Genomic DNA, 23655 nt, shown 5'->3' with positions numbered 1-23655 from the left:
ACATACATAAAATTAACATTCGGTGGTAAAATTCCGCCGTAGTTCAGCGGGTAGTCATACAGCTTCCCTGTAGCAGTCATTCGCCATTCACCTACAAAACGGGTAATCACTCATGAATTCTTCCAAACGCGTCCGGATTTCGCAGCTTTCCATGGCTCTTGCCGTGGCCTTGTCGGCCTCCCCGGTTCTGGCCCAGAACACCTCGTCCGCCCTCGGCGGCCAAATCACCGGCACCGAAGGCAAGCCGGTGGCCGGCGCTACCGTGACCATCAAGCACATTGAATCCGGTTCGGTCAGCACGGCGGTCACCGATGCCGGCGGCCGTTATATCTCGCGCGGCCTGCGCGTGGGCGGCCCGTACACCATCACCATCACCAAGGACGGCGTGACCGAGACCCGCGACAACGTCTACCTGCAGCTGGCCGAGACCAAGTCGCTCGACGCCTCGCTGGGCGGTCCGAAAGTGCTCGACACCGTGAAAGTGACCGGCGTGGCCGTGGGTTCGGAAGTGTTCAGCGCCGACAAGATGGGCGCCGGCACCAACATCAGCGGCGAACAGCTGAACTCCTTCGCCTCGATCCAACGCAACCTGCAGGATTACGCCCGCCTGGATCCGCGCCTGTCGCAGACCGACAAGGAACGCGGCGAAATTTCGGTCGGCGGCCAGAACTCCCGCTTCAACTCGATCACCATCGACTCGGTCGCCACCAACGACACCTTCGGCCTGGAGGCCAACAACCTGCCGACCGCCAAGCAGCCGATTTCGATCGACGCCATCGAGTCCGTGCAGATCAACATCTCCAACTACGACGTGACCCAGAAGGGCTACACCGGCGCCAACATCAACGCCGTCACCAAGTCCGGCACCAACGAATTCAAGGGCTCGGTCTACTACGTGTACCGCGACGACAACGGCGCGGGCGACCGCTACATCCGCTCGACCGACAGCTACATCGATCCGCCGGCGTTCGAGGAAACCACCAAGGGCTTCACCTTCGGCGGTCCGATCGTCAAGGACACCCTGTTCTTCTTCGCCGCCTATGAAGAGCTGACCAGCACCCGCGGCGGTCCGGCCGCCGGCCCGATCGGCAGCGACCGCTTCAACGTGCCGCTGACCGACGACGAAATCGCCGCGGCCACTAGCATCGCCTCCGCCACCTGGGGCATGGACATCGGCACCGCCGATGCCGCCGCCGCCGAACTGAAGGTCAAGGACTCCCTGATCAAGATCGACGCCAACCTGGGCGAGAAGCACCGCGCCAGCCTGCGTTGGAGCAAGACCGAGCAGAACGAGCCGCTGTACCCGAGCAACTTCACCAGCGGCGGCTTCGCCATGTCGCTGAGCTCGCACTGGTACACCCAGGCCAAGAGCATCGAAACCTGGGTCGGCCAGCTGTTCTCCGACTGGACCGATAATTTCTCCACCGAGTTCAAGGCGTCGTTCCGCGACTACAACAGCGCCCCGGTCAACAACTCCGACCTGCCGCAGATCCGTCTGAACTTCACCGGCGCCCTGCCGAGCGGTTCCCCGACCTTCAGCAGCACGTCGGCCGGCCTGATCTTCGGCACCGAGCGGAGCCGCCACTTCAACGACCTGGCCACCGAGACCTGGAACTACTACGGCGCCGCCAACTGGTTCCTGGGCGACCACCAGCTGAAGTTCGGCTTCGACTACGACGACAACGAGGTCTACAACGCCTTCCTGCAGGATACCCGCGGCAACTACACCTTCGATTGCATCAACGCGTCCGCCACCTTCACCTACAGCGACGCCGCCCTGACCGGCCTCGGCAACTTCAGCTGCAGCGCCCTGACCCGCAGCCAGTACACCGCCGCCATGCTGGAGAATTTCCGCCGCGGCCGTCCGCTCAGCTACGCCGTGCAAATCGGCCTCCCGGGTTATGACCTGAACGATGGTGTGGCCAACTGGGATTACCAGAACCTCGGCCTGTTCCTGCAGGACACTTGGGCGGTCAACACCAATCTGACCCTGAACTTCGGCGCGCGCATCGACCGCAAGTCGATGGGCGTCGAGCCGACCTACAACGCCGCTGCCGCCGCCGCGCCGGTTGCCGGTTCCGTGACCGGTCAGACCACTCCGCAGACCGGCACCACCACGCGTGCCACCGGCGGCTTCGGCTACGACAACTCGCACACTCTGGACGGCAACAGCCTGTTCCAGCCGCGCGTCGGCTTCAACTATACCTTCGATTCCGAGCGCCCGATGCAGGTCCGCGGCGGTTTCGGCCTGTTCGAAGGCGCCGCCGCCAACGTCTGGCTGTCGAATCCGTATTCCAACACCGGCGTGACCACCGGCATCGTCAGCTGCTCGGGCACCGGCTCCAGTGCCTGTCCGCGTACTGACGGCTTTTTCAGCCCGGACACCGGCAACCAGCCGAGCATCGCGGGTACCCCGCCGGCGCCGAACGTCGACTTCCTGTCGCCGGACTTGGCCCAGCCGTCGGTCTGGAAAGCCAACTTGGCGTTCGAGCAGGAGCTGGCCGGCGGCGTCACCATGTCGCTGGAATACGTCCGCACCATCGTCGAGGACGGCATCTTCTACAAGCACCTGAACCTCGGCGCGCCGACCTTGCAGGGCGTCGATGGCCGTGACCTGTTCTACCATCCGGTCGCCTACAGCTCGGCCTGCTACAGCTACAACGCCAGCGGCTCTCTGTCCACCAACACCAGCGGCGCCTGCGGCGCACCGTCGGGCCAGTCCCGTACCCGCGCCCTGAGCAACCGCAGCTTCAACAACGTGTTGCTGGCCGAACGCACCGGCAAGGGCGGCGGCGGAGCCTTCACCGTGTCCTTCTCGGGCCGTGCCTTCGACGAACTGGATTGGAGCCTGGGCTTCACCAACACCAAGGCCACCGAAGTCAGTCCGCTGACCTCCTCGGTCGCCAACTCCAACTGGAACTCGGTCTCGGTGTTCAACGCCAACGAGGAAGTGGCCGCCAACTCGGCTTATCTGGTCAAGGATCGCTTCACGGGTTCGCTGAACTGGAAGCACAACTTCTTCGGCGAGTACGCCACCCGCTTCGGCCTGTTCTATGAAGGCCGCAAAGGCAAGCCGTACAGCTGGATCTACAACAACGACCTGAACGGCGACGGCAACAGCAACGACCTGCTGTACATCCCGGTCGGCGTCGGTTCCGGCGAAGTGGTGTTCAAGGGCCCGGGCAGCACGACCGCCGTGCAGGCCGAGGCCGCGTTCTGGGCCATCGCCGAGCAATACGGCCTGGACAAGTACGCCGGCACCTTCGTGCCGCGCAACGCCGCCTTCGCGCCGTGGACCAACACCTTCGACGTCCGCGTCAGCCAGGAGCTGCCGGGCTTCTTCGACGGCAACAAGGCCACGCTGACCCTCGACATCCTGAACGTCGGCAACCTGCTGAACAAGAAGTGGGGCCGTATCGACGAAATCGCGTTCAGCTCCGCCGGCGGCCTGTCGCGCAGCTTCGTCGACTACATGGGTCTGGATGCCAACGGCAATTACGTCTACGGCATCACCGGCCGCGTCGAGGACTTCGTGACCCGTCAGAACGGCGGCGAATCGCAGTGGGCGGCGCAAGTCACCGTCAAGTACGAGTTCTGATAGAACCCGCGCTTGTGCCAGGGAAAACCGGCCTTCGGGCCGGTTTTTCTTTGCCTATTCACCGGCAAAACCGTATGCTGATGGACCACCCGAGACCTACCGAACGATGAACCAGAAAAGCCCCACCATCAGCTGCCAGATCTCCCCGCCGCACCGCCGCTACGGCGAGGCCGCGACCGGCATGGACGTGCTCTCGCGCGAGGAGCTGACCCGTCTGCGCGACATCAGCAAGGGCGGCCTGCACGAGACGCTTCGCCGCTGCGCGCTGGCCGTGCTGACCACCGGCACCGAATCCGACGACCCGCGCGCCGCGCAGGTGCGCTATCCGGATTTCGACATCGAGGTGCTGCAGCTCGACCGCGGCATCAAGCTCGATCTCAGGAACGCGCCGGCCACCGCCTTCGTCGACGGCCACCTGATCTACGGCGTGGCCGACCTGCTGTTCGCGGTCGTCCGCGACATCGCCTACACCTCGAACGAGATCCAGTCCAGCGAGCTGTTCCGGCTCGACACCAACGCCGGCATCACCAGCGCGGTGTTCGAGATCCTGCGCAACGCCAACGTGCTGCGGCCCAACATCGACCCGAACCTGGTGGTGTGCTGGGGCGGGCACTCGATCATGCGCGAGGAATACCTCTATACCAAGAAGGTCGGCTACGAGCTCGGCCTGCGCGCGCTCGACATCTGCACCGGCTGCGGCCCCGGCGCGATGAAGGGTCCGATGAAGGGCGCCACCATCGCCCACGCCAAGCAGCGCCGGATCCAGAACCGCTACATCGGCATCACCGAGCCGGGCATCATCGCGGCCGAGTCGCCGAACCCGATCGTCAACGAACTGGTCGTCATGCCCGACATCGAGAAGCGCTTGGAGGCCTTCGTGCGCCTGGGACACGGCATCATCGCCTTCCCGGGCGGCGTCGGCACCGCCGAGGAGATCCTGTACCTGCTCGGCCTGCTGATGCATCCGGACAACGCCGGCATCTCGCTGCCGCTCATCCTGACGGGACCGGAGTGCGCCGCCGCGTATTTCGAGCACCTGGACCGTTTCATCCGCCTGGTGCTCGGCGAGGATGCGGCCAAGTACTACACCATCGTGGTCGATGACGCCGAGCGCGTGGCCAAGCTGATGAGCAAGGGCGTGAAGGCCGTTCGCGAGCAGCGCATCCGCGAGCGCGACGCGTTCTTCTTCAACTGGTCGCTGAGCGTGCCGCTGGCCTTCCAGAAGCCGTTCGAGCCGACGCACGAGGCGATGGCCGGCCTGCGTCTGCACCGTGACCAGCCGCGGCACGAATTGGCGGCCGACCTGCGCCGGGCCTTTTCGGGCATCGTCGCCGGCAACGTCAAGGAGCATGCGATGAAGAGCATCGAGCGCGACGGCCCGTTCGCGATTTCAGGCGACGTGGAGATCATGCATGCGCTGGACGAGCTGCTGGCCTCGTTCGTGGCCCAGCGCCGGATGAAGATCTCCGGCGAATACCAGCCCTGTTACCGGGTGGTGCGCTGACTCACGGCCAGTTGCAGTTGCTGGTGTTCGAGCCGCCGCTGAGCGACTTGGTGGCGACGCCGTTGCTCACCGTCAGTACGAAGTTGCCGCAGCGGTCGCCGCTTTGCGCGCCTTTGCGGGTTGCCGTCAGCGTATGGCCGGTGGTGGAGTTGCCGGTAACGCTGATCGAGTAATGCGGTATTGTCGCGTTGTACGTAGCGCAGGTTGACGGGGCAACCAGTTGGTCGCATGTGCCATATGTAGTGTGGTTGGCGCGCCATCGCTCCTGCCGCAGTTGCATGTCGCCGAGGATGCGGACGGCTTCCGCACGCCGGCTCTTGGCCACCTGTTCAGTGAAGCTGGGGATGGCGATGACGGCCAGGATGCCGACGATGGCGATCACCACGAGCAGTTCGATCAGTGTGAATCCCTTGTTGCGCATGGCCTGTTCCCCGTTGAACCGGCCTCCAGAATGCCAATTTCCCCTGCCGAATGCAATCGTCGGCGTGCAGTTCATCGGCCGAATCGGCCGTCCATCGGCCGGCGGTTGCCGGCGGCGGCGGCTTGCGGCATAGTGGACGCGTGTGAAAACGGCTTGGGGAAGCATCGTGCACGAATTCCGCTCCCGGATGCGGGGATTCTCTCTTATCGAACTGATGGTCGCGGTGGCCGTCTTGGCGATCGGCCTGATGGTCGCCATCCCGAGCTTCAACGAAACGCGCCAGCGCAGCGCCCTGCGCGGCGCTTCCGACCAAGTGGTCAGTTTCTGGGCCAACGCCCGTTTCGAGGCCCTGAAGCGCAATCAGCCGGTGAAGGTCGGTCTGGTGCGTGACGGCGACCAATTCTGCCTGGGCGCGGCCATCGCCGATGACACCGGCGACACCGATGCCTGCGACTGCTTCACGGCCGATGCCTGCGATGTGGCCACTTACCCGGCCGATCAGGCTGAGTGGCGCCGGGTCAGGGCGCCCGATGGCATCGGCAACAACGGCGACGACTTCATCGTCATCGATCCCAAACGCGGTGCCGTGAACGACGACGGCTTCTGGGAGCTCCGGGCGCCGGCCGACGGCCCGGATTACCGCTTGGATGTCCGCGTCAACGTGTTCGGCCGCGCCGTGACCTGCGAGCCGTCCGATGCCGGCTCGAAAATCCCGCAATTCACCAACCGCCGCTGCTGAGGAACGGGCCGCATGAACCGTAAACATTCCCGAGGCCTGAGCCTGGTCGAATTGATGATCGCGCTGGCGATCGGCCTGATCGTGGTCGGCGCCGTGCTTGCCTTCACGCTGTCCAGCCTGACCGCCAATTCCGAATACGTGCAATCGACCCGCTTGAGCCAAGAGCTGCGCAACTCGATGGATTTCGTCTCGCGTGAACTCCGCCGTGCCGGTTACGACCAGAGCCAAGCGGGTTTCATCGCCGCCTCGCCAATAAATAACCCAGTCGTCTCGCGTTTCTCCTACATCTATATTGAGAATAATGCGGCTGACGATGGCGATAGTGCGGATGATGAGGGATGCGTAATTTATGCCTATGATCGTGCTGGCGGAACCTTTGGCTCGATAGATCTCGCCAACGGCGAAATCCGTGCAATTCGGCGTGTTGTGCGTGAAGTTGATGGTGTGGATGTCGGTGTACTGGAGGTGGCTGAAAGTGCCAGTGGTATAACGCCTACTTGTGGCGGTGCCGCCCCGGATTACACTAGCTACCCGGCCAGCTGCTCCAGTGCTGGTTGGTGTCCGCTCTCGGATCCGCGCTTAGTCAACATCACCGGTTTCACGCTCGACACCAGCGGCTATATCGTGCAGGCTAAAACCGCAACTTCTACAGCCGTCACCATGCGCGAAATCGGCATCGACCTGCAGGGCCAGTTGCGCCAGTCGACCGACGGTACGTTCACCCGCGGCATCCGAAGCACCGTCAAGGTCCGTGCTGATTGTCTTGAGGCCAGCGATGTTTGCGATGATGCGCCGGCCGGGACTTGAGAGGAAACGCCATGAACACCAGTATTTCCGCCATTTCATACCGTCGCCAACGCGGCGTGTCCACGTTGGCCATCACCATGCTGCTGCTGATCATCCTCAGCCTGGTGGTGCTGTTCTCGACCAGCGTCGGCTTCTTCGAGCAGCGCACCGCCACCAACGAGAACCGCGCCCGCATCGCCGAGCAGGCGGCCGAGGCCGGCATCAACCTGGCCGGCGAAGCCCTGAAGGCCAATCGCGACAAGGTCATCAGCAATATCACCGGCGGCTGGCTGGACAGCACAGCCAACAATGCCGGCTGGAAAACCTGTGCCGGCGTCACCGATACCGCCACCATCGACGGCCGGCCGCATCCGTGCCGCTCAGAGTCGGACGGCACCCGTCGTGCGCAATTGTGGTTCTATACCACCGACGGCACCGGCGCCAGCACCGCCACCACCCGTTTCATTCCCTCGACCTCGATCGGCAACGTCGGCGGCGCGGCCGCCTTCCCTTCGGTGGTCGACGTGCAGGCGGTGTTGTGCCGGATCGATTCGTCGCTGGCCACGCCGGCCTGCGCCTCGTCACCGGCCAAGGGCAACCGCATCGCGGTCACCTTCATCGCCACCGCCACGCTGACCAATGAAAACACCACGGCGGTGATCAAGGAGACCTGGGCCTCCTACACGGACGCCAGCCAGACCTCCTCCGTACCGATTATCGGCTCGGGCTTCGTAAAGGGGCTGGGCAACGCCCAGATCGTGACCAATCCGAATGCCGGCGGTTACGGCGTGCCGGCATCGATCTGGTCGCCGAACGACGTCGGCGTCGACGGTTCCGGCGGCGGATTGTGCCCGGCTTCTGGAGGCGTCGGCAGCGTGGCCACCTGCCAGCTCGGCGAATACCTCAAGAACACGCCGGTCTCCGAGCTGAAGACCACCTGCGTGACCACCAACAACGCCTGCGGCTGCCCGGCCATCACCGGGTCGGGCAGCAATTTCCTGTCCGGCCATTCCGCAGGCACTAAAAAGGAAGGGCTCGACATCCTGGACCGCGACGGCGGCAACGGCACCTTGCCGGATGTCGGCTTCTTCCCCGGCCTCGACTGCAACGGCAACAATCTCAGCGACCTGAACGTGACCACCGACGATTCCCTGTTCGAGTGGATCTTCAACGCGTCCAGCGTGGTAGACGAAGGCGCCAATGCCGTGAACACCAACTGCGGCCCGGCCTCGAACCAGAACTGCGCCAGCTACACCCTGATCGACGAGCTGGACGCCGAGGTCATCACCTGTGCCCAACTCAACGCATTGGGCGCCAGTGCATCCGGCCTGTACTACATCCAGGGGACCTGCTCGTTGCCGTCGCAGGTCGGTTCTCCCAATGCGCCGGCGATCGTCGTGCTGGAAGGCGAGGCGACCGTCAACAACACCGATTTCTTCGGCCTCCTGTTCGTGCGCAGCAACAACAACACCGCCCAGTTCAAGGGCGTCGGCAACTCCAAGATCATCGGCTCCCTGGTGGTGGAAGGCGATATCGACATCGCCGGCACCATCGACATCATCTACGACAACACCGCCGTCAGCACCGATCCCAACCAATTGCCGAAAAACGCCAAGTTCGCGCGCGTGCCGGGCAGCTGGCTGGACGCGACGGAAGGATTCTGAGGAATGGCCATGAGTACGAATCGCATGAAACGCAATAGCCGCGGCTTCAGCATGATCGAGGTCATGATTTCGGTCGTGGTGCTCGGTTTCGGCCTGATGGCGCTTGCCGCCCTGCAGACCAGCCTGATCCGTTCCTCGGCCGAGACCAAGGCCCAGACCGTGGCACTGCAGCTGGCCAAGGACAAGCTTGAGGACCTGCGCTCGTTCGGCACGCTGGCCGGCTACCAGGCGGTGACCACCGGCACGGATACCGTCAACGACAGCAACGGCAATCTCGGCGGCGTCAATTACAGCCGTGCGTGGACGGTGACCCGTTTCGGCTATCAGCCCAGTACTAGCGCGTTCGCCGCCATCGCCACATTGACCGGCCCAACGCCCGCGGCCAATGCCAGCGGCGTCGCCTTCACGGCGAACAACGAGTACAAGCGCGTCGCCATCACCGTCAGCTGGACCGACGCCAACGGCGCCACCCAAAGCATCGGCCTGGAAGACGCCATCGGCGCGGTGTCGCCCGGAGACGGCTCGAAGGTGGTGTTGAACAATACCGCCACGTCGGAACCGCGCTATCCGCGCGTGCTGATCAACGACCCGAGCCTGACCGAGGGCGTGATTCCGATCGCCGTGGGCGACGGCAGCGAAACGGCCGCGACCAACCCCAAACCGGAAATCGTCGGCAACAAGAACAACCAGCATGTGGTCGAGACCCGCTTCGACGTGCTGACGTACGCCGCGATAACCGATACCACGGCGCAGGTCCAGTCGCGGGTTGAGACGGTCGTGGTCGGCTGCACCTGCAACGCCGGCAACGCGGTCAGCACCGATACCGCCTACCGCCCGTCCTACTGGAACGGATTCCGCTACTCGGTGCCGAGGCCGGCCTCCTATGCGCCGCCGGCGGGTCCGGCGACCATCGGCAACAACGATCCGCCGCAGAGCACCTACTGCACCACCTGTTGCCGGGACCATCACGATCCGAGCGGCGTGGAGGGGGCCAAGTTCGACCCCCGCCGTGCCTCGCATGTCCACTACAAGATCGCCAACGGCGCCTTGGTGGCGGCCGGCACCAACGACAACTACCTGGAGTCGTGCCGGTTGATCCGGGTGGACGGCATCTTCCGTGTCGCGGCGGACATGAACAACGACTACTTCAATCTGCTCGAGGCGCGGAACGACGGCACCACCGGTGCTTTCGCGCCGACCACGACCGCCATCGCCAACTACCAGAATCTGGTACTGGATTACCTGGATTCGCGTATCGTCAACCAAGGCAACCAGGCCAGCTACAATACGCCGTTGACAGCATCCGCGGTGTCCGGTCTGGAGACGGCGCGCGACATCAACGCCCCCGCCTCGATCGGCATCCAACGCTCCAACGATTTCAAATGGTTGCATTCACGCGGTCTGTTCATCGATTATCTCGAGCCGGAGGCGCGCGACAAGATCGCCACGTCCAAGTGCACCGGCACAACGGCGCAGCAACGCTCCTGTGTGCTGAAATATGTGCCGTTCACCTCCATCAATCTGTCGGAGCTGAGCCGCTGGTCGCCGACCTCGGGCACCCAAATCGTGGTGACCAACGCCGATTTCGCCAGTAGCGAGACCCAGACCGATCCGGTGCGCGGTAAAGTCACGCCGGGCTCGAACCCGACCAATAACAGCAACCAGACCGCCTATTCCTCGATTTTCAACTCGAATTCGGGCATTGCGTTGCTTTCCAGCGCGATCGATCCCGACGAGACGGATCTGCAAGACACGCAGGTGTTCGCCATCGGCGGCGGCACGCCGCCGGTCGGCGGCGGGACTTATACCGTTAATGTCAATAACTACTCGTTTGGCCTCAGCGCGTCTACTTATCCGAATTTTGTGGCCAACCCGGCAGCGACGTGCAACTACAATCCGGCCAATGGTGGCCCGAATCCGTTTACCTGCACCACAGCCACTGTCGGCGTCGGCGTTGTCTTAACCATCCGTAGCTACAACACCAGCGATACCACCCGCACCAGCCATGATCCGATTACCTGTAGTGGCCCGAATGGTAACGTGTCCTACGATCCTGGGGTTAGGGATGCGTACCAAGTGACTTACTGTAAGAACTATCGAGTCGATTTAGCCAGCCAATCCGGTGTGATTGGTTTGCCACTTCCGTCTGATGGCGCGCTCAGCGAATCGACTAGCATTACCTTCCCTTTAATCGCAGACGGCAACACTATCAATATCGGCATGTTTCTGCAGAACGAGACAAAGACAGCAAACACGTGCACCTATGTCTGTAAGACATCGAATTGCAATCAGAAGACCTACACAATCACAAGCGCAAGTTGTCCGCCTTGAGCCGAGATGTCATCCGCCTGAAAGAAACCCTGCTCCGGCGGGGTTTCTTTTTCGTGTCGTCCGGCCAAGGTGGGGCAGGCCGTCGGGAAAAGGCGTCGGAACCGGTTGACGCCGGCGGCGATTTTGGCGAAAATAGCCGTCCTTGCCCGAATAGCTCAGCCGGTTAGAGCACTTGACTGTTAATCAGGGGGTCGTTGGTTCGAGTCCAACTTCGGGCGCCAGATGCTGAAAAACCCGCCGAAAGGCGGGTTTTTCGCGTTCCGGAGCCGGCGCGAACCTCAGAACGTGCAGGCGGCGGCGATCTGTTCCGGGCTGGCCACGCCTTGGCGCAGGTTGCCGGTATTGCTGACCACCAGGGTCTGGGCCTTGCCGGCGCCGCGGCCGTCGCACAGGGTGAAGGTGACGTTGCTGCCGGCATTGCCGCCGTTGCCTTGGAACACGATGCGGCTGCGGCCGCTGGTGCTGAGCAGGCGGGCGCCGTCCAAGGCCGGTTTGACCATGATCACGGCTTCGTCCAGCTCCCGCTCGCGGCTGCCGTTGCGGTCGATGAAGGCGATCCAGCCGCGGCTCCAGTCGAAGCCGGCGCTGCACTGCTCACCGTTGAAGCTGGGGCACAGGGTGGTGCGCGCCCCGTGCAGGGCGGCCTTGTGCGAGGATTTCATCAGGGTCTCGAGCAGGGCGCTCTTGGCGTCGGCCGAGCTGGCCGCATGCCGCCCGGCCTGCAGGCCGGGAACCGCGACGGCGCCGAGGACGCCGAGGCCGGCCAGGCAGAACAGCAGTTCGGCAAGGGTGAATCCGTACGTGCGCTTTTTCATCACGGTCTCCGGTGTAGGGTAGTGCGGCCAGTTTCGGCCCGGGTCCGGTCCGGGAAACTAGGTGCTTGCCGGCCCCGCCTGTGCGAAAATTCCCAATCGACCCCAAGAATCCGCCATGGACACTCCTTTCCAGCTGGTTTCCCCGTTCCAGCCCGCCGGCGACCAGCCGCAGGCCATCGAAAAGCTCATCGCCGGCTTCGAGGCCGGCGTGGCCGCGCAGACCCTGCTGGGCGTGACCGGCTCCGGCAAGACCTTCACCATCGCCAACGTCATCCAGGCCATCCAGAAGCCGACCCTGGTGCTGGCGCCGAACAAGACCCTGGCGGCCCAGCTGTACGGCGAGTTCAAGAGCTTCTTCCCGCACAACGCGGTCGAATATTTCGTGTCTTATTACGACTACTACCAGCCGGAGGCCTACATCCCGGCCTCGGACACCTTCATCGACAAGGACAGCGCGATCAACGAGCACATCGAGCAGATGCGGCTGTCGGCCACCAAGGCCCTGCTGGAGCGGCGCGACGCCATCATCGTCGCCTCGGTGTCCTCGATCTACGGCTTGGGCGATCCGAACGAATACTTCCGCATGGTGCTGCACTTGGTGCGCGGCGACAGGATCGACCAGCGCGAGCTGATCCGGCGCCTGACCGAGATGCAGTACACCCGCAACGACGTCGAGCTCAAGCGCGCCACCTACCGCGTGCGCGGCGAGGTCATCGACGTGCACCCGGCCGAGAGCGACGTCGAGGCGGTGCGCATCGAATTGTTCGACGGCGAGATCGAGAACATCGCCGCCTTCGACCCGCTGACCGGCGAAGTCCGCCAGAAGCTACCGCGCTTCACCCTGTACCCGAAGTCGCACTACGTGACCACCCGGCGCACGGTGCTGGACGCCATCGAGACCATCAAGGCCGAGCTCAAGGACCGGCTGGAGGTCTTCTACCGCGAGAACAAGCTGGTCGAGGCCCAGCGCCTGGCGCAGCGCACCCAGTTCGACATCGAGATGATGCTGGAGGTCGGCTACTGCAACGGCATCGAGAACTATTCGCGGCACCTGACCGGCCACATGCCCGGCGAGCCGCCGCCGTGCCTGTACGACTACCTGCCGCCGGACGCGCTGCTGGTGATCGACGAATCGCACGTGACCATCCCGCAGCTGGGCGCCATGTACAAGGGCGACCGCTCGCGCAAGGAGACCCTGGTCAATTTCGGCTTCCGGCTGCCGTCGGCGCTGGACAACCGGCCGCTGAAGTTCGACGAGTGGGAACGGCGCGCGCCGCGCAGCGTGTACGTGTCGGCCACGCCCGGTCCTTACGAGCTGGCGCATTCGCCCGGGCAGGTGGTCGAATTGGTGGTGCGCCCGACCGGCCTGGTCGATCCGGAGATCGAGATCCGTCCGGTGGCGACCCAGGTCGACGACGTGCTGTCGGAAATCCACGCGCGGGTGAAGCAGGGCGACCGCGTGCTGATCACCACGCTGACCAAGCGCATGGCCGAGAACCTGACCGACTACCTGGCCGAGCACGGGGTCAAGGTGCGCTACCTGCACTCCGACGTCGACACCGTCGAGCGCGTCGAGATCATCCGCGACCTGCGCCTCGGCGTGTTCGATGTGCTGGTCGGCATCAACCTGCTGCGCGAGGGCCTGGACATGCCGGAGGTCTCGCTGGTGGCGATCCTGGACGCCGACAAGGAGGGCTTCCTGCGCTCCACCCGTTCGCTGATCCAGACCATCGGCCGCGCCGCGCGCAACCTGCGCGGCAAGGCCATCCTGTACGCCGACAAGGTCACCGACTCGATGAAGGCGGCTATCGACGAGACCGACCGCCGGCGCGCCAAGCAGGTCGAGTACAACCGCGCGCACGGCATCGTGCCGACCTCGGTCAAGCGCGAGATCATGGACGTGATGGAGGGTGCCCGCACCGACGTCTCGGCCGAGAAGGCGCTGCAGGAATCCGGCGCGGCGCTGTCGATGCTGTCGGCGGTGCAGCTGGCGCGCAAGCTCAACGAGCTGGAAAGCCGCATGTTCAAACACGCGCAGAACCTGGAGTTCGAGCAGGCCGCCGCCTGCCGCGACGAGATGGCCAAGCTCAAGGCCCAGACCCTGATGGCCTGAGCATTTGCGCCCGGCGCCGGTTTCGGCGTATAATTTCCGTCCCGATGTTTCGGGCGATTAGCTCAGCGGTAGAGCACTACCTTGACATGGTAGGGGTCACAGGTTCGAACCCTGTATCGCCCACCAAGACCAAGCCACCCGAAAGGGTGGCTTTTTCGTTTGCGCAGTGATCGCTGCGAGGCGTCCGCCACTCGCTGTGAGGTTCACGTTCCTGAACTTGACTTGGCTGGCTTGCGATTCGACTGCAAAATTCCGCATTATCCCTTTGATTTTAAATATCCAATGTCTGGTAGTGCGCGGTGGCAAAAGGCTTGCCGGATTCGAGGCGGGCGAGGGGTGGTGGTGAACCGAAATAGATTTGTAACAATCGTTGACATTCAGGTTTGTTCATTTTATGTTCAGATTCATGCCGCGGCGTGGGGCCGGGCATGCCACCACATTCTCAGGGGTTTCCATCATGATTCGTATGTCTGTTCTGGCCGTTGCCACGGCCATGGCGCTGGGTTCCGCCGTCGACGCCGACGCGGCCGGCCGTCCCGATCTGGTCAAGCAGGACTTGGCCCGCGGCAAGCAATACGCCGCCGGCGAGATGATCGTCCAATACCGCTCCTTCGCCACCGACGCCGACAAGGCGCGCGTGCGCAAGGCCCTCGGCAATGCCGTCGCCGCCGACGTGATCGGTTCGAAAGGCCGCGGCCGCTACGCCGACATCGAGCTGGTGCGCTTCGCGCCGGGCACCACCATGGCTTCCAAGATGGACGCCATCGCCAACGATCCGGCCGTTGACTACGCCGAACCGAACTGGCTGGTGCGCCACATGGCCGTCTCCAACGATCCGTACTTCAGCAACGGCTCGCTTTGGGGCATGTACGGCGCCGCCACGAGCCCGGCCAACCAATTCGGTTCCGCCGCGGCCGCCGCGGCCAACAACGATTGCTCGGGTGTGTACGTCGGCATCATCGACGAAGGTTACATGTACAGCCATCCGGATCTGGCCGCCAACGTCGGCACCAACCCGCGTGAAACCGCCGGCAACGGCCGCGACGACGACGGCAACGGCCTGGTCGACGACGTGTACGGCTGGGACTTCGCCGGCAACGACGCGCAGGTGTTCGACGGCGCCGGCGACGACCATGGCACGCACGTGGCCGGCACCATCGGCGGCGTCGGCAACAACGGCCAAGGCGTCTCCGGAGTCTGCCACAGCGGCGTCAAGCTGCTGAACGCCAAGTTCCTCGGCAGCCGCGGCGGCACCACCGCCAACGCCATCAAGGCCGTCGACTACTTCACCGGCCTGAAAACCGCCGGTACGCCGATCGTCGCCACCAACAACAGCTGGGGTGGCGGCGGCTATTCCCAGGCGCTGTACGACGCCATCGAGCGTCATAACCAGGCCGGCATCCTGTTCATCGCCGCAGCCGGCAACAGCGGCGCCAACAACGACGCCACCCCGGCCTATCCGAGCGGCTACACCAACAGCAACGTGATTGCCGTGGCCGCCATCGCCAGCAACGGCACCCTGGCTTCGTACTCGCAGTACGGCGCCACCACCGTCGACATTTGCGCCCCGGGATCGGGTGTCTGGTCGACTGTTCCGGTATCCTCCGGCAAAGGCAAGACCGCCAAAATCACCGGCGGTTACGCCAGCTACAACGGCACCTCGATGGCGACCCCGCACGTGACCGGCGCCGCGGCCCTGTACAGGGCCCGCAACCCGTCCGCCAACGCTTCGCAGATAAAGGCCGCCATCCTCGGCAGCGCCACGCCGACCGCGTCTTGCAGCGGCAAGGTCGCCACCGGTGGCCGCCTGAACGTCAGCGGTTTCTGATCGATTCTTCCTGAATCGGAAAAAACACCGCTTCGGCGGTGTTTTTTTTCGCCCGCCGGATCGCGTAAACGCCCATTCCGATTGACTTTTCGGCCCAAAACGCCTAACGTATCCTTAACATTCAGAGGTGGCGCCGGGCGCCGCGTGTGCGACATGTCCACTAGCATCGTCCAATGCTGAACCTCCACCCGAGCGCATACCGGACGCTTGGCGTCCTTTTTTATTTCCGAACCCCGCGAATCCATGATCACCATCACCTTGCCTGACGGCTCGCAACGCCCCTTCGAACATCCCGTCACCGTCGCCGACGTGGCCGCCTCCATCGGCGCCGGTCTGGCCAAAGCCGCCTTGGCCGGCAAGGTCGACGGCCGGCTGGTCGACACCGGCTTCACCATCGAACGCGACGCCGTGCTGGAAATCGTCACCGACAAGCACCCCGACGCGCTCGACATCCTGCGCCATTCCTCGGCGCACTTGCTGGCACAGGCCGTGCAGCGCCTGTATCCGGGTGCGCAGGTCACCATCGGCCCGGTGATCGACAACGGCTTCTACTACGACTTCGCCTACGAGCGCCCGTTCACTCCGGACGACCTGCCGCTGATCGAGGCCGAGATGGCCAAGATCATCAAGGAGGCGCATGCCGTGTCGCGCAGCGTGAAGTCGCGCGACGAGGCCGTGGCCTACTTCAAGGGCCTCGGCGAGCACTACAAGGCCGAGATCATCGAATCGATTCCGGCCGGCGAGGCGCTGTCGCTGTACAGCCAGGGCGAATTCACCGACCTGTGCCGCGGTCCGCACGTGCCCAGCACCGACAAGCTGCGCGCCGTCAAGTTGATGAAGGTGGCCGGCGCTTATTGGCGCGGCGATTCCAACAACGCCATGCTCAGCCGCATCTACGGCACCGCCTGGTTGAACGAGAAGGACCTGAAGGCCTATCTGTTCCAGCTGGAAGAGGCCGAGAAGCGCGACCACCGCAAGATCGGCAAGGCGCTGGACCTGTTCCACCAACAGGAAGAGGCGCCGGGCATGGTGTTCTGGCACCCGAAAGGCTGGGCGTTGTGGCAGGTGGTCGAGCAGTACATGCGCCGCGTCTACCGCGACTCCGGCTATCAGGAAGTGCGTTGCCCGCAGATCCTGGACGTCTCGCTGTGGAAGCGCTCCGGGCACTGGGACAACTACCAGGAGAACATGTTCTTCACCGAGTCCGAGAAGCGCACCTACGCGGTCAAGCCGATGAACTGCCCGGGTCACGTGCAGGTGTTCAACCACGGCCTGCACAGCTACCGCGACCTGCCGATCCGTTACGGCGAATTCGGCTCCTGCCACCGCAACGAGCCCTCCGGCGCGCTGCACGGCATCATGCGCGTGCGCAGCTTCACCCAGGACGACGGCCACATCTTCTGCACCGAAGACCAGATCGAGTCCGAGGTCACCGCGTTCCACCGCCAGGCGATGAAGGTGTATTCCGACTTCGGTTTCAGCGACATCTCGCTGAAGATCGCCCTGCGCCCGGAAAAGCGTCTGGGCACCGACGCCGTCTGGGACAAGGCCGAAGGCGCGTTGCGTGCCGCCTTGGCCGCCTGCGGCGTGCACTGGGAGGAGCTGCCGGGCGAGGGCGCGTTCTACGGCCCGAAGATCGAATACCACATGCGCGACTCCATCGGCCGCGGCTGGCAGGTCGGCACCATGCAGGTCGACTTCATGATGCCCGAGCGCCTGGGTGCGGAATACGTCGATGAAAGCTCCAGCAAGCGCCATCCGGTCATGCTGCACCGGGCCATCGTCGGCTCGATGGAGCGCTTCATCGGCATCCTGATCGAAAGCCACGCCGGCGCGTTGCCGACCTGGCTGGCGCCGGTGCAGGCGGTGGTGATGAACATCACCGACGCCCAGGCCGATTTCGTCGAAACCGCGCACGCCGCCCTGGTCAAGGCCGGTTTCCGGGCCGCCAGGGATTTGCGCAACGAGAAGATCGGCTATAAAATCCGCGAACATACCCTGCAACGGGTGCCGTACCTGCTGGTGGTCGGCGACCGTGAGAAGGAAAACGGCCAGGTGTCGGTCCGGACCCGTTCCGGCGAGGACCTGGGCGTGATGACGTTGGACGCATTCGTCGCGCGCCTGCGCGAAGAGACCCCGCAGCCCTGAGCCGCGGGCCCATTTCCACCATGAGGATCGACTAATCAATACGCCCGTTTCAGAAAAAGGTAACCGCAAGAACCACGAAATCCGCGTGCCGCGCGTGCGCGTCATCGGCGCCGACGGCGAGATGGTCGGCGTGCTGTCGCGCGACGAAGCGCTGGCCTTGGCCGAGGAGTCCGGCATGGATCTGGTCGAAATCCAGCCCAACCAGGACCCGCCGGTCTGCCGGGTGATGGACTACGGCAAATACCGCTTCGAGCTGCAGAAGAAGGCCGCCGCCGCCAAGAAGAAGCAGAAGATTGTCGAAATCAAGGAAGTGAAGTTCCGCCCGACCACCGACGTCGGCGACTACAGCATCAAGCTGCGCAACGTGCGCCGCTTCCTGGAAGAGGGCGACAAGGTCAAGGTCAACATCCGCTTCAAGGGCCGCGAGATGTCGCACCAGGAGCTGGGCGTGGAGATGGCCAAGCGCATCGAGACCGACCTGGCCGAGGAGGCCGTGATCGAGTCCCGGCCGCGTCTGGAAGGCCGCCAGATGGTGATGATGATCGCCCCGAAGAAAAAGTGAGGCCCGGCCGGAAGGCCGAAACCCGCGCTTTTTCCCGAAAACCGGCCGCTAACGGCCGGTTTTCATTCAGTTTTCCCAGAATCCGGCTTGCCGTGCGCCCGAAAAGCGGGCATAATGGCGGGCTCTTGGTTCGCCAAGCGGCCGCGCGGCCGACAGCCTTCGGGCGGCGCAATCGGACACCCGGCCCCGCAAGGGCCACTCGCGGCATAGGCATGGACGGAAAGCGCGGCGCAAGCCGCCGCCTAGCCAGTTGATCAACCAAAAGGAAACCCCAATGGCCAAGAATAAAATCAAGACCAACCGGGCCGCCGCCAAGCGCTTCCGCAAGACGGCCTCCGGCAAATACAAGTGCGGCCACGCCAACCGTAGCCACATCCTCACCAAGAAAGCGACCAAGCGCAAACGTAACCTCCGCCAGGGCAACCATGTCCGCGCCGAGGATTCCGGCCGTCTGGACCGCATGCTGCCCTATCTCTGAGGAGGACTGAACCATGGCACGAATCAAACGCGGCGTCACCGCCCGAGCACGTCACAAGAAAGTCCTGAAACTCGCCAAAGGCTATTACGGCGCCCGCCGCAAAGTCTTCCGCGTCGCCAAGCAGGCCGTCACCAAAGCCGCCCAATACGCCTACATCGGCCGCAAGCAGCGCAAGCGCCAGTTCCGTACCCTGTGGATCGCCCGCATCAACGCGGCGGCCCGCATCAACGGCCTGAGCTACAGCCGCTTCATGAACGGCCTGCTGAAGGCCGGCATCAAGCTGGACCGCAAGGCCCTGGCCGACATCGCCATCCACGATGCCAACGCCTTCGCCAAGATCGCCGAACAGGCCAAGAGCGCCCTCGCGGCCTGATCGCGGCGGACGCATTGCGTCAGCACGGCTGAAAAACGAAGTGGGGAAGGGCGCATGTCCTTCCCCATTTTCATTCACACCCATCCACGGCATCCGATGACCACGATCGAACAACTCACCGAGCAGGCGCTGCAGCAGACCGCCGCCGCCGCCGACCTGGACGCGCTGGACGCGCTGCGCGTCGCCTGGCTGGGCAAGTCCGGCCAGATCACCCTGCAACTCAAGCAGCTCGGCGCGTTGCCGGCCGAGCAGCGCAAGGCCGCCGGCGAGGGCATCAACCGCGCCAAGGACGCCGTATCCGACGCCATCGCGGCGCGCAAGGCCGCGCTCGAGCAGGCCGCGTTGGCGCAGCGCCTGGCCTCCGAGCGCATCGACGTGACCCTGCCGGGCCGCGGCCTGCTGCCGGCCAACGCGCACCCGGTCAGCAAGACCCTGGAGCGCATCAGCGAGATCTTCTCGCGTCTGGGCTACCAGACCGCGCAGGGCCCGGAAGTCGAGGACGACTGGCACAATTTCGAGGCGCTGAACTTCCCGCCGCACCATCCGGCGCGCGCCATGCACGACACCTTCTATTTCCCCAGCGGCCATCTGCTGCGCACGCACACCTCCGGCGTGCAGGTGCGCTTCATGCAGGACAACAAGCCGCCGCTGCGCATGATCGCCATGGGCAAGGTCTACCGTTCGGATTCCGACCAGACCCACACCCCGATGTTCCACCAGATGGAAGGCCTGCTGATCGACGAGACCTCCAGCTTCGCCGACCTGAAGGGCACGCTGGCCGCCTTCGTGCGCGCGTTCTTCGAGCAGGATTTCGAGATGCGCTTCCGGCCGAGCTACTTCCCGTTCACCGAGCCCTCGGCCGAGGTCGACATCGCCTGGAAGCAGCCCGACGGCAGTACCCGCTGGCTGGAAGTGCTGGGCTGCGGCATGGTGCACCCGAACGTGCTGCGCAACTGCGGCATCGATCCGGAGCGCTACACCGGCTTCGCCTTCGGCCTTGGCATCGAGCGTTTCGCGATGCTGCGCTACGGCGTCAACGACCTGCGCAGCTTCTTCGAGAACGACGTGCGCTTCCTGAAACAATTCGCCTGATCGGCCGCGTAAACGGAACCCCAGAACCATGAAATTCCCCGTCAGCTGGTTACGACAACACGTGCGCACTGACGCCGACGACGCCCGCATCGCCGAGGCGCTGACCGCCATCGGCCTCGAGGTCGAGGACGCCGCTCCGGTCGGCGGCGCCTTGCCCGGCGTGGTCGTGGCCGAAATCGTCGCGCTGGAAAAACATCCCGAAGCCGACCGCCTGAACGTGTGCCAGGTCGACGTCGGCGGCAGCCGCGTGCAGATCGTGTGCGGCGCGCCGAACGCCCGCGCCGGCCTGAAGGCGCCGCTGGCGCAGGTCGGCAGCGAGCTACCGGGCGGGCTGGCGATCAAGGCCGCCAAGCTGCGCGGCGTCGACTCCGCCGGCATGCTGTGCTCGGCCAAGGAACTCGGCATCGATGCCGACGCCTCCGGCCTGTTGGAACTGCCGGCCGATGCGCCGGTCGGCACCGCCTTGGCCGACTATCTCGGTCTGCCGGACGTCCGTTTCGAGCTCAAACTCACCCCGAACCGAGCCGACTGCTTCTCGATCCGCGGCATCGCCTTCGATCTGGCTGCCGCGCTCGACACCCAGGTGCTGCCGCTGGAGATCCCGGAAGTGCCGGTGTCGTCCGACGCCGTACGCGCGCTCGACATCGAGGCCGTCGCCGACTGCCCGCGCTATTGCGGCCGCGTCATCGAAGGCCTGGATCCGCGCGCGGTCACGCCGCTGTGGATGAGCGAGGCGCTGAAGCGCTCCGGCATCCGCCCGGTGTCGCCGCTGGTCGACATCACCCAGTACGTGATGCTGGAACTCGGCCAGCCGATGCACGCCTTCGACGCCGGCAAGCTGGCCGGTCCGGTCGGCGTGCGCCGCGCGCGCGACGGCGAAACCTGCACCCTGCTCGACGGCCGCGAAGCGGCGCTGACGCCGGAATTCACCGTCATCACCGACGCCGGCTGCGCGGTCGCGGTCGCCGGCGTGATGGGCGGACTGGACAGCAGCGTGGGCGAGGGCACCACCGCCGTGTTCCTGGAAAGCGCGCACTTCGCGCCGGCTTCGATCATCGGCCGCGCCCGCAAGCTCGGTCTGCATACCGACGCCTCGCACCGTTTCGAACGCGGCGTCGATCCGGCCCTGCCGCGTCTGGCGCTGGAGCGCGCCAGCGCGCTGGTGCTGCAGATCCTCGGCGGCAAGGCCGGTCCGGTGGTCTGCGCCGACGCGTCGGCGCACATCCCGCCACCGGCGCCGGTGATGCTGCGCCGCACGCGCCTGGCGCGCGTGCTTGGCATGCAGGTGCCGGACGAACGCGTCGAACGCATCTTCCGTGCGCTCGGCATGCGCGTCGAAGCGCAGGCCGACGGCTGGTCGGTGACCGCGCCCAGCAGCCGCTTCGACATCGCGATCGAAGAGGACCTGATCGAGGAAGTCGCCCGCATCGTCGGTTACGAACACATCCCGGTGCGCACCCCGAGCGGCGAAGTGCCGCTGGCGGCGCGTTCCGAACTGGCCATCGACGAGGCTGTGCTGCGCGCGCAGCTGATCGCGATGGACGTGCAGGACACCATCAACTACGCGTTCGTGGACGCGGCGCTGCTGGATACCTGGCAGCTGCAGGCCGATGCCTTGGCGCTGGCCAATCCGCTCAGCGCCGAACTGGCGGTGATGCGCACCTCGCTGTTGCCGGGTCTGGTCTCTGCGCTGACCGCCAACAGCGCGCGCCAGCAGACGCGCCTGCGCCTGTTCGAAATCGGCCGCGTGTTCCATCGCCGCGACAACGCCGCGCCCTCGGAACGCAATACCCTGGCTGCCGTGTTCAGCGGACCGGCGCTGCCGGAGCAGTGGAGCGGCAAGTCGGCGCCGGTCGATTTCTATGACGCCAAAGCGGTGCTGGACGCGGCCCTGGCGCGCATCGGCTTCCGCGCCGAGTATGTGCCGGCCGCGGTGCCGCACCTGCATCCGGGCCGCAGCGCCGAAGTCCGCATCGCCGGGCAAGCGGTCGGTCTGATCGGCGCCCTGCATCCGGCCTTGAACAAAACGTTGGATCTGCCGGGCGACGTGTACGGCTTCGAAATCGACCTGTCGGCCCTGCCGACGCGCGCCCTGCCGCAGGCGGCGCCGGTGTCGCGTTTCCCGAGCGTGCGCCGCGACCTGGCCCTGTTGGTGCCGGAAGCGGTCGATTGGTCGCGCATCGAGGTCTGCGTCCGCCGCCGTCTGGGCGAATCCCTGCAGTCCGTGGTGCTGTTCGACGTCTACCGCGGCGCCGGCTTGCCGGAAAACACCAAAAGCCTCGCTATTGGCTTGATTTTGCATGATATTTCGCGCACTCTAAACGAATCGGAGGTCGAACAGTCGATCGCCGGCGTGTTGACCGCCCTGGGCGACGAGTGCCAAGCCGTATTGCGCACCTGACCTTTCATACCGGAATCGGAAACCTACTCATGGCATTGACCAAAGCAGAAATGGCCGACCGTTTGTTCGAGGAAGTGGGATTGAACAAACGCGAGGCGAAAGAGTTCGTCGATCTGTTCTTCGACACCTTGCGCGGCGCGCTCGAATCGGGCCGTCAGGTCAAGCTGTCGGGTTTCGGCAACTTCGACCTGCGCCGCAAGAACCAGCGCCCGGGCCGCAATCCCAAGACCGGCGAGGAGATCCCCATCACCGCGCGCACCGTGGTAACCTTCCGTCCTGGCCAGAAACTGAAAGAGCGCGTGGAGAACTATGCTGGATCCGGGCAGTAACAAGGAGCTCCCTGAAATCCCCGCCAAGCGCTACTTCACCATCGGCGAAGTCAGCGAGCTGTGCGACGTGAAGCAGCACGTGCTGCGTTACTGGGAAACCGAGTTCGAGAGCCTGAATCCGGTCAAGCGCCGCGGCAACCGCCGTTATTACCAGCACCACGACGTGCTGAAGGTGCGCGAGATCCGCGACCTGCTGTACCACCAGGGTTACACCATCGGCGGCGCGCGCCTGCGTCTGGAGGGCGGCCGCCGGCCGGAGGCGCCGAGCGCCGATCCACAGCTGCTGCAAGGCATGCGCCGCGAACTGGAGGAAATCCTGCGCATTCTCGGCTGAGCCGGAGGCAGGTGCGGTATAATATTTTCTGATTCGGGGCGTAGCGCAGCCTGGTAGCGCATCTGCCTGGGGGGCAGAGGGTCGTGGGTTCAAATCCCGCCGTCCCGACCAAACGGAAAAGAGCCGCATCGCGGCTCTT

The 23655-nt window shown here is 64.6% G+C and carries 18 protein-coding genes and 3 tRNA genes; 19 read left to right on the top strand and 2 right to left on the bottom strand.

Annotated elements, in window-relative coordinates:
- The first annotated feature begins 151 nt into the window (after positions 1-151).
- Positions 152-3598: a TonB-dependent receptor gene (locus tag IEV56_RS02275; protein ID WP_229730138.1), complete on the top strand. Its 3447-nt coding sequence runs from the start codon at positions 152-154 to the stop codon at positions 3596-3598.
- Between the two features lie 106 nt (positions 3599-3704).
- The gene (ppnN, locus tag IEV56_RS02270) at positions 3705-5102 is read left to right on the top strand and encodes a nucleotide 5'-monophosphate nucleosidase PpnN (RefSeq protein WP_188447290.1); all 1398 of its coding nucleotides are present in this window, start codon (positions 3705-3707) and stop codon (positions 5100-5102) included.
- Position 5103: 1 nt separating this feature from the next.
- On the opposite strand, the gene IEV56_RS02265 is transcribed toward ppnN, so the two are convergent.
- On the bottom strand, positions 5104-5523 hold the full coding sequence (locus IEV56_RS02265) for a type IV pilin protein (RefSeq protein WP_188447288.1): 420 nt from the start codon (positions 5521-5523) through the stop codon (positions 5104-5106).
- 187 nt (positions 5524-5710) lie between these two features.
- On the opposite strand from IEV56_RS02265, the gene IEV56_RS02260 reads away from it, so the two are divergent.
- From IEV56_RS02260 to IEV56_RS02240, 5 genes are all read left to right on the top strand, one after another.
- Positions 5711-6262, top strand: a complete 552-nt coding sequence (locus tag IEV56_RS02260; protein ID WP_188447286.1) for a GspH/FimT family pseudopilin — start codon at positions 5711-5713, stop codon at positions 6260-6262.
- 12 nt (positions 6263-6274) lie between these two features.
- Complete coding sequence (locus IEV56_RS02255) at positions 6275-7069, top strand: PilW family protein (RefSeq protein WP_188447284.1); 795 nt, start codon at positions 6275-6277, stop codon at positions 7067-7069.
- Positions 7070-7080: 11 nt separating this feature from the next.
- The gene (locus IEV56_RS02250; protein ID WP_188447282.1) at positions 7081-8712 is read left to right on the top strand and encodes a PilX N-terminal domain-containing pilus assembly protein; all 1632 of its coding nucleotides are present in this window, start codon (positions 7081-7083) and stop codon (positions 8710-8712) included.
- A 24-nt stretch (positions 8713-8736) separates the two neighbouring features.
- The gene (gene pilV / locus IEV56_RS02245; protein WP_188447280.1) at positions 8737-11043 is read left to right on the top strand and encodes a type IV pilus modification protein PilV; all 2307 of its coding nucleotides are present in this window, start codon (positions 8737-8739) and stop codon (positions 11041-11043) included.
- A 144-nt stretch (positions 11044-11187) separates the two neighbouring features.
- Positions 11188-11264: transfer RNA gene (locus IEV56_RS02240), tRNA-Asn, on the top strand.
- 57 nt (positions 11265-11321) lie between these two features.
- Here IEV56_RS02240 and IEV56_RS02235 read toward each other — a convergent pair.
- Complete coding sequence (locus IEV56_RS02235) at positions 11322-11858, bottom strand: GspH/FimT family pseudopilin (protein WP_188447278.1); 537 nt, start codon at positions 11856-11858, stop codon at positions 11322-11324.
- A gap of 115 nt (positions 11859-11973) precedes the next feature.
- Between IEV56_RS02235 and uvrB the strand changes: the two genes are divergently transcribed.
- The 12 genes from uvrB (at position 11974) to IEV56_RS02175 (ending at position 23627) form a co-directional block, all read left to right on the top strand.
- A complete protein-coding gene (gene uvrB / locus IEV56_RS02230; protein WP_188447276.1) occupies positions 11974-13971 on the top strand; it encodes an excinuclease ABC subunit UvrB in 1998 nt (665 codons plus the stop codon).
- Positions 13972-14022: 51 nt separating this feature from the next.
- Positions 14023-14097 (top strand) — tRNA-Val (locus IEV56_RS02225).
- A 331-nt stretch (positions 14098-14428) separates the two neighbouring features.
- The gene (locus IEV56_RS02220; protein ID WP_229730137.1) at positions 14429-15799 is read left to right on the top strand and encodes a S8 family peptidase; all 1371 of its coding nucleotides are present in this window, start codon (positions 14429-14431) and stop codon (positions 15797-15799) included.
- Positions 15800-16042: 243 nt separating this feature from the next.
- Positions 16043-17947, top strand: a complete 1905-nt coding sequence (gene thrS, locus IEV56_RS02215; RefSeq protein ID WP_188447274.1) for a threonine--tRNA ligase — start codon at positions 16043-16045, stop codon at positions 17945-17947.
- Positions 17948-17981: 34 nt separating this feature from the next.
- Positions 17982-18509 carry a translation initiation factor IF-3 gene (gene infC / locus IEV56_RS02210; RefSeq protein ID WP_188447981.1) on the top strand — a complete coding sequence of 176 codons (528 nt, stop codon included), beginning with the start codon at positions 17982-17984 and terminating at the stop codon, positions 18507-18509.
- 274 nt (positions 18510-18783) lie between these two features.
- Positions 18784-18987, top strand: a complete 204-nt coding sequence (gene rpmI, locus IEV56_RS02205) for a 50S ribosomal protein L35 (RefSeq protein ID WP_188447272.1) — start codon at positions 18784-18786, stop codon at positions 18985-18987.
- Positions 18988-19000: 13 nt separating this feature from the next.
- Entirely contained in the window at positions 19001-19360 is a 360-nt protein-coding gene (rplT, locus tag IEV56_RS02200; RefSeq protein WP_188447270.1) for a 50S ribosomal protein L20, read from the top strand.
- Positions 19361-19456: 96 nt separating this feature from the next.
- Positions 19457-20452, top strand: a complete 996-nt coding sequence (gene pheS / locus IEV56_RS02195) for a phenylalanine--tRNA ligase subunit alpha (RefSeq protein ID WP_188447979.1) — start codon at positions 19457-19459, stop codon at positions 20450-20452.
- Positions 20453-20480: 28 nt separating this feature from the next.
- Positions 20481-22853 carry a phenylalanine--tRNA ligase subunit beta gene (gene pheT / locus IEV56_RS02190; RefSeq protein ID WP_188447268.1) on the top strand — a complete coding sequence of 791 codons (2373 nt, stop codon included), beginning with the start codon at positions 20481-20483 and terminating at the stop codon, positions 22851-22853.
- Between the two features lie 29 nt (positions 22854-22882).
- Positions 22883-23182 (top strand): integration host factor subunit alpha, encoded by a 300-nt coding sequence (locus IEV56_RS02185; RefSeq protein ID WP_188447266.1) that lies wholly within the window; start codon positions 22883-22885, stop codon positions 23180-23182.
- Entirely contained in the window at positions 23163-23516 is a 354-nt protein-coding gene (locus tag IEV56_RS02180; RefSeq protein ID WP_188447264.1) for a MerR family transcriptional regulator, read from the top strand. Before IEV56_RS02185 ends, IEV56_RS02180 begins: the two co-directional genes overlap by 20 nt.
- Before the next feature lie 34 nt (positions 23517-23550).
- Positions 23551-23627, top strand: a tRNA-Pro gene (locus IEV56_RS02175).
- The last annotated feature ends 28 nt before the right edge of the window (positions 23628-23655 follow it).

It is taken from the genome of Arenimonas maotaiensis (assembly GCF_014638745.1).
Lineage (GTDB): Bacteria > Pseudomonadota > Gammaproteobacteria > Xanthomonadales > Xanthomonadaceae > Arenimonas > Arenimonas maotaiensis.
The sequence above is the reverse complement of the archived record's forward strand: the minus strand, read 5'-3'. Positions and strand labels throughout refer to the sequence as shown.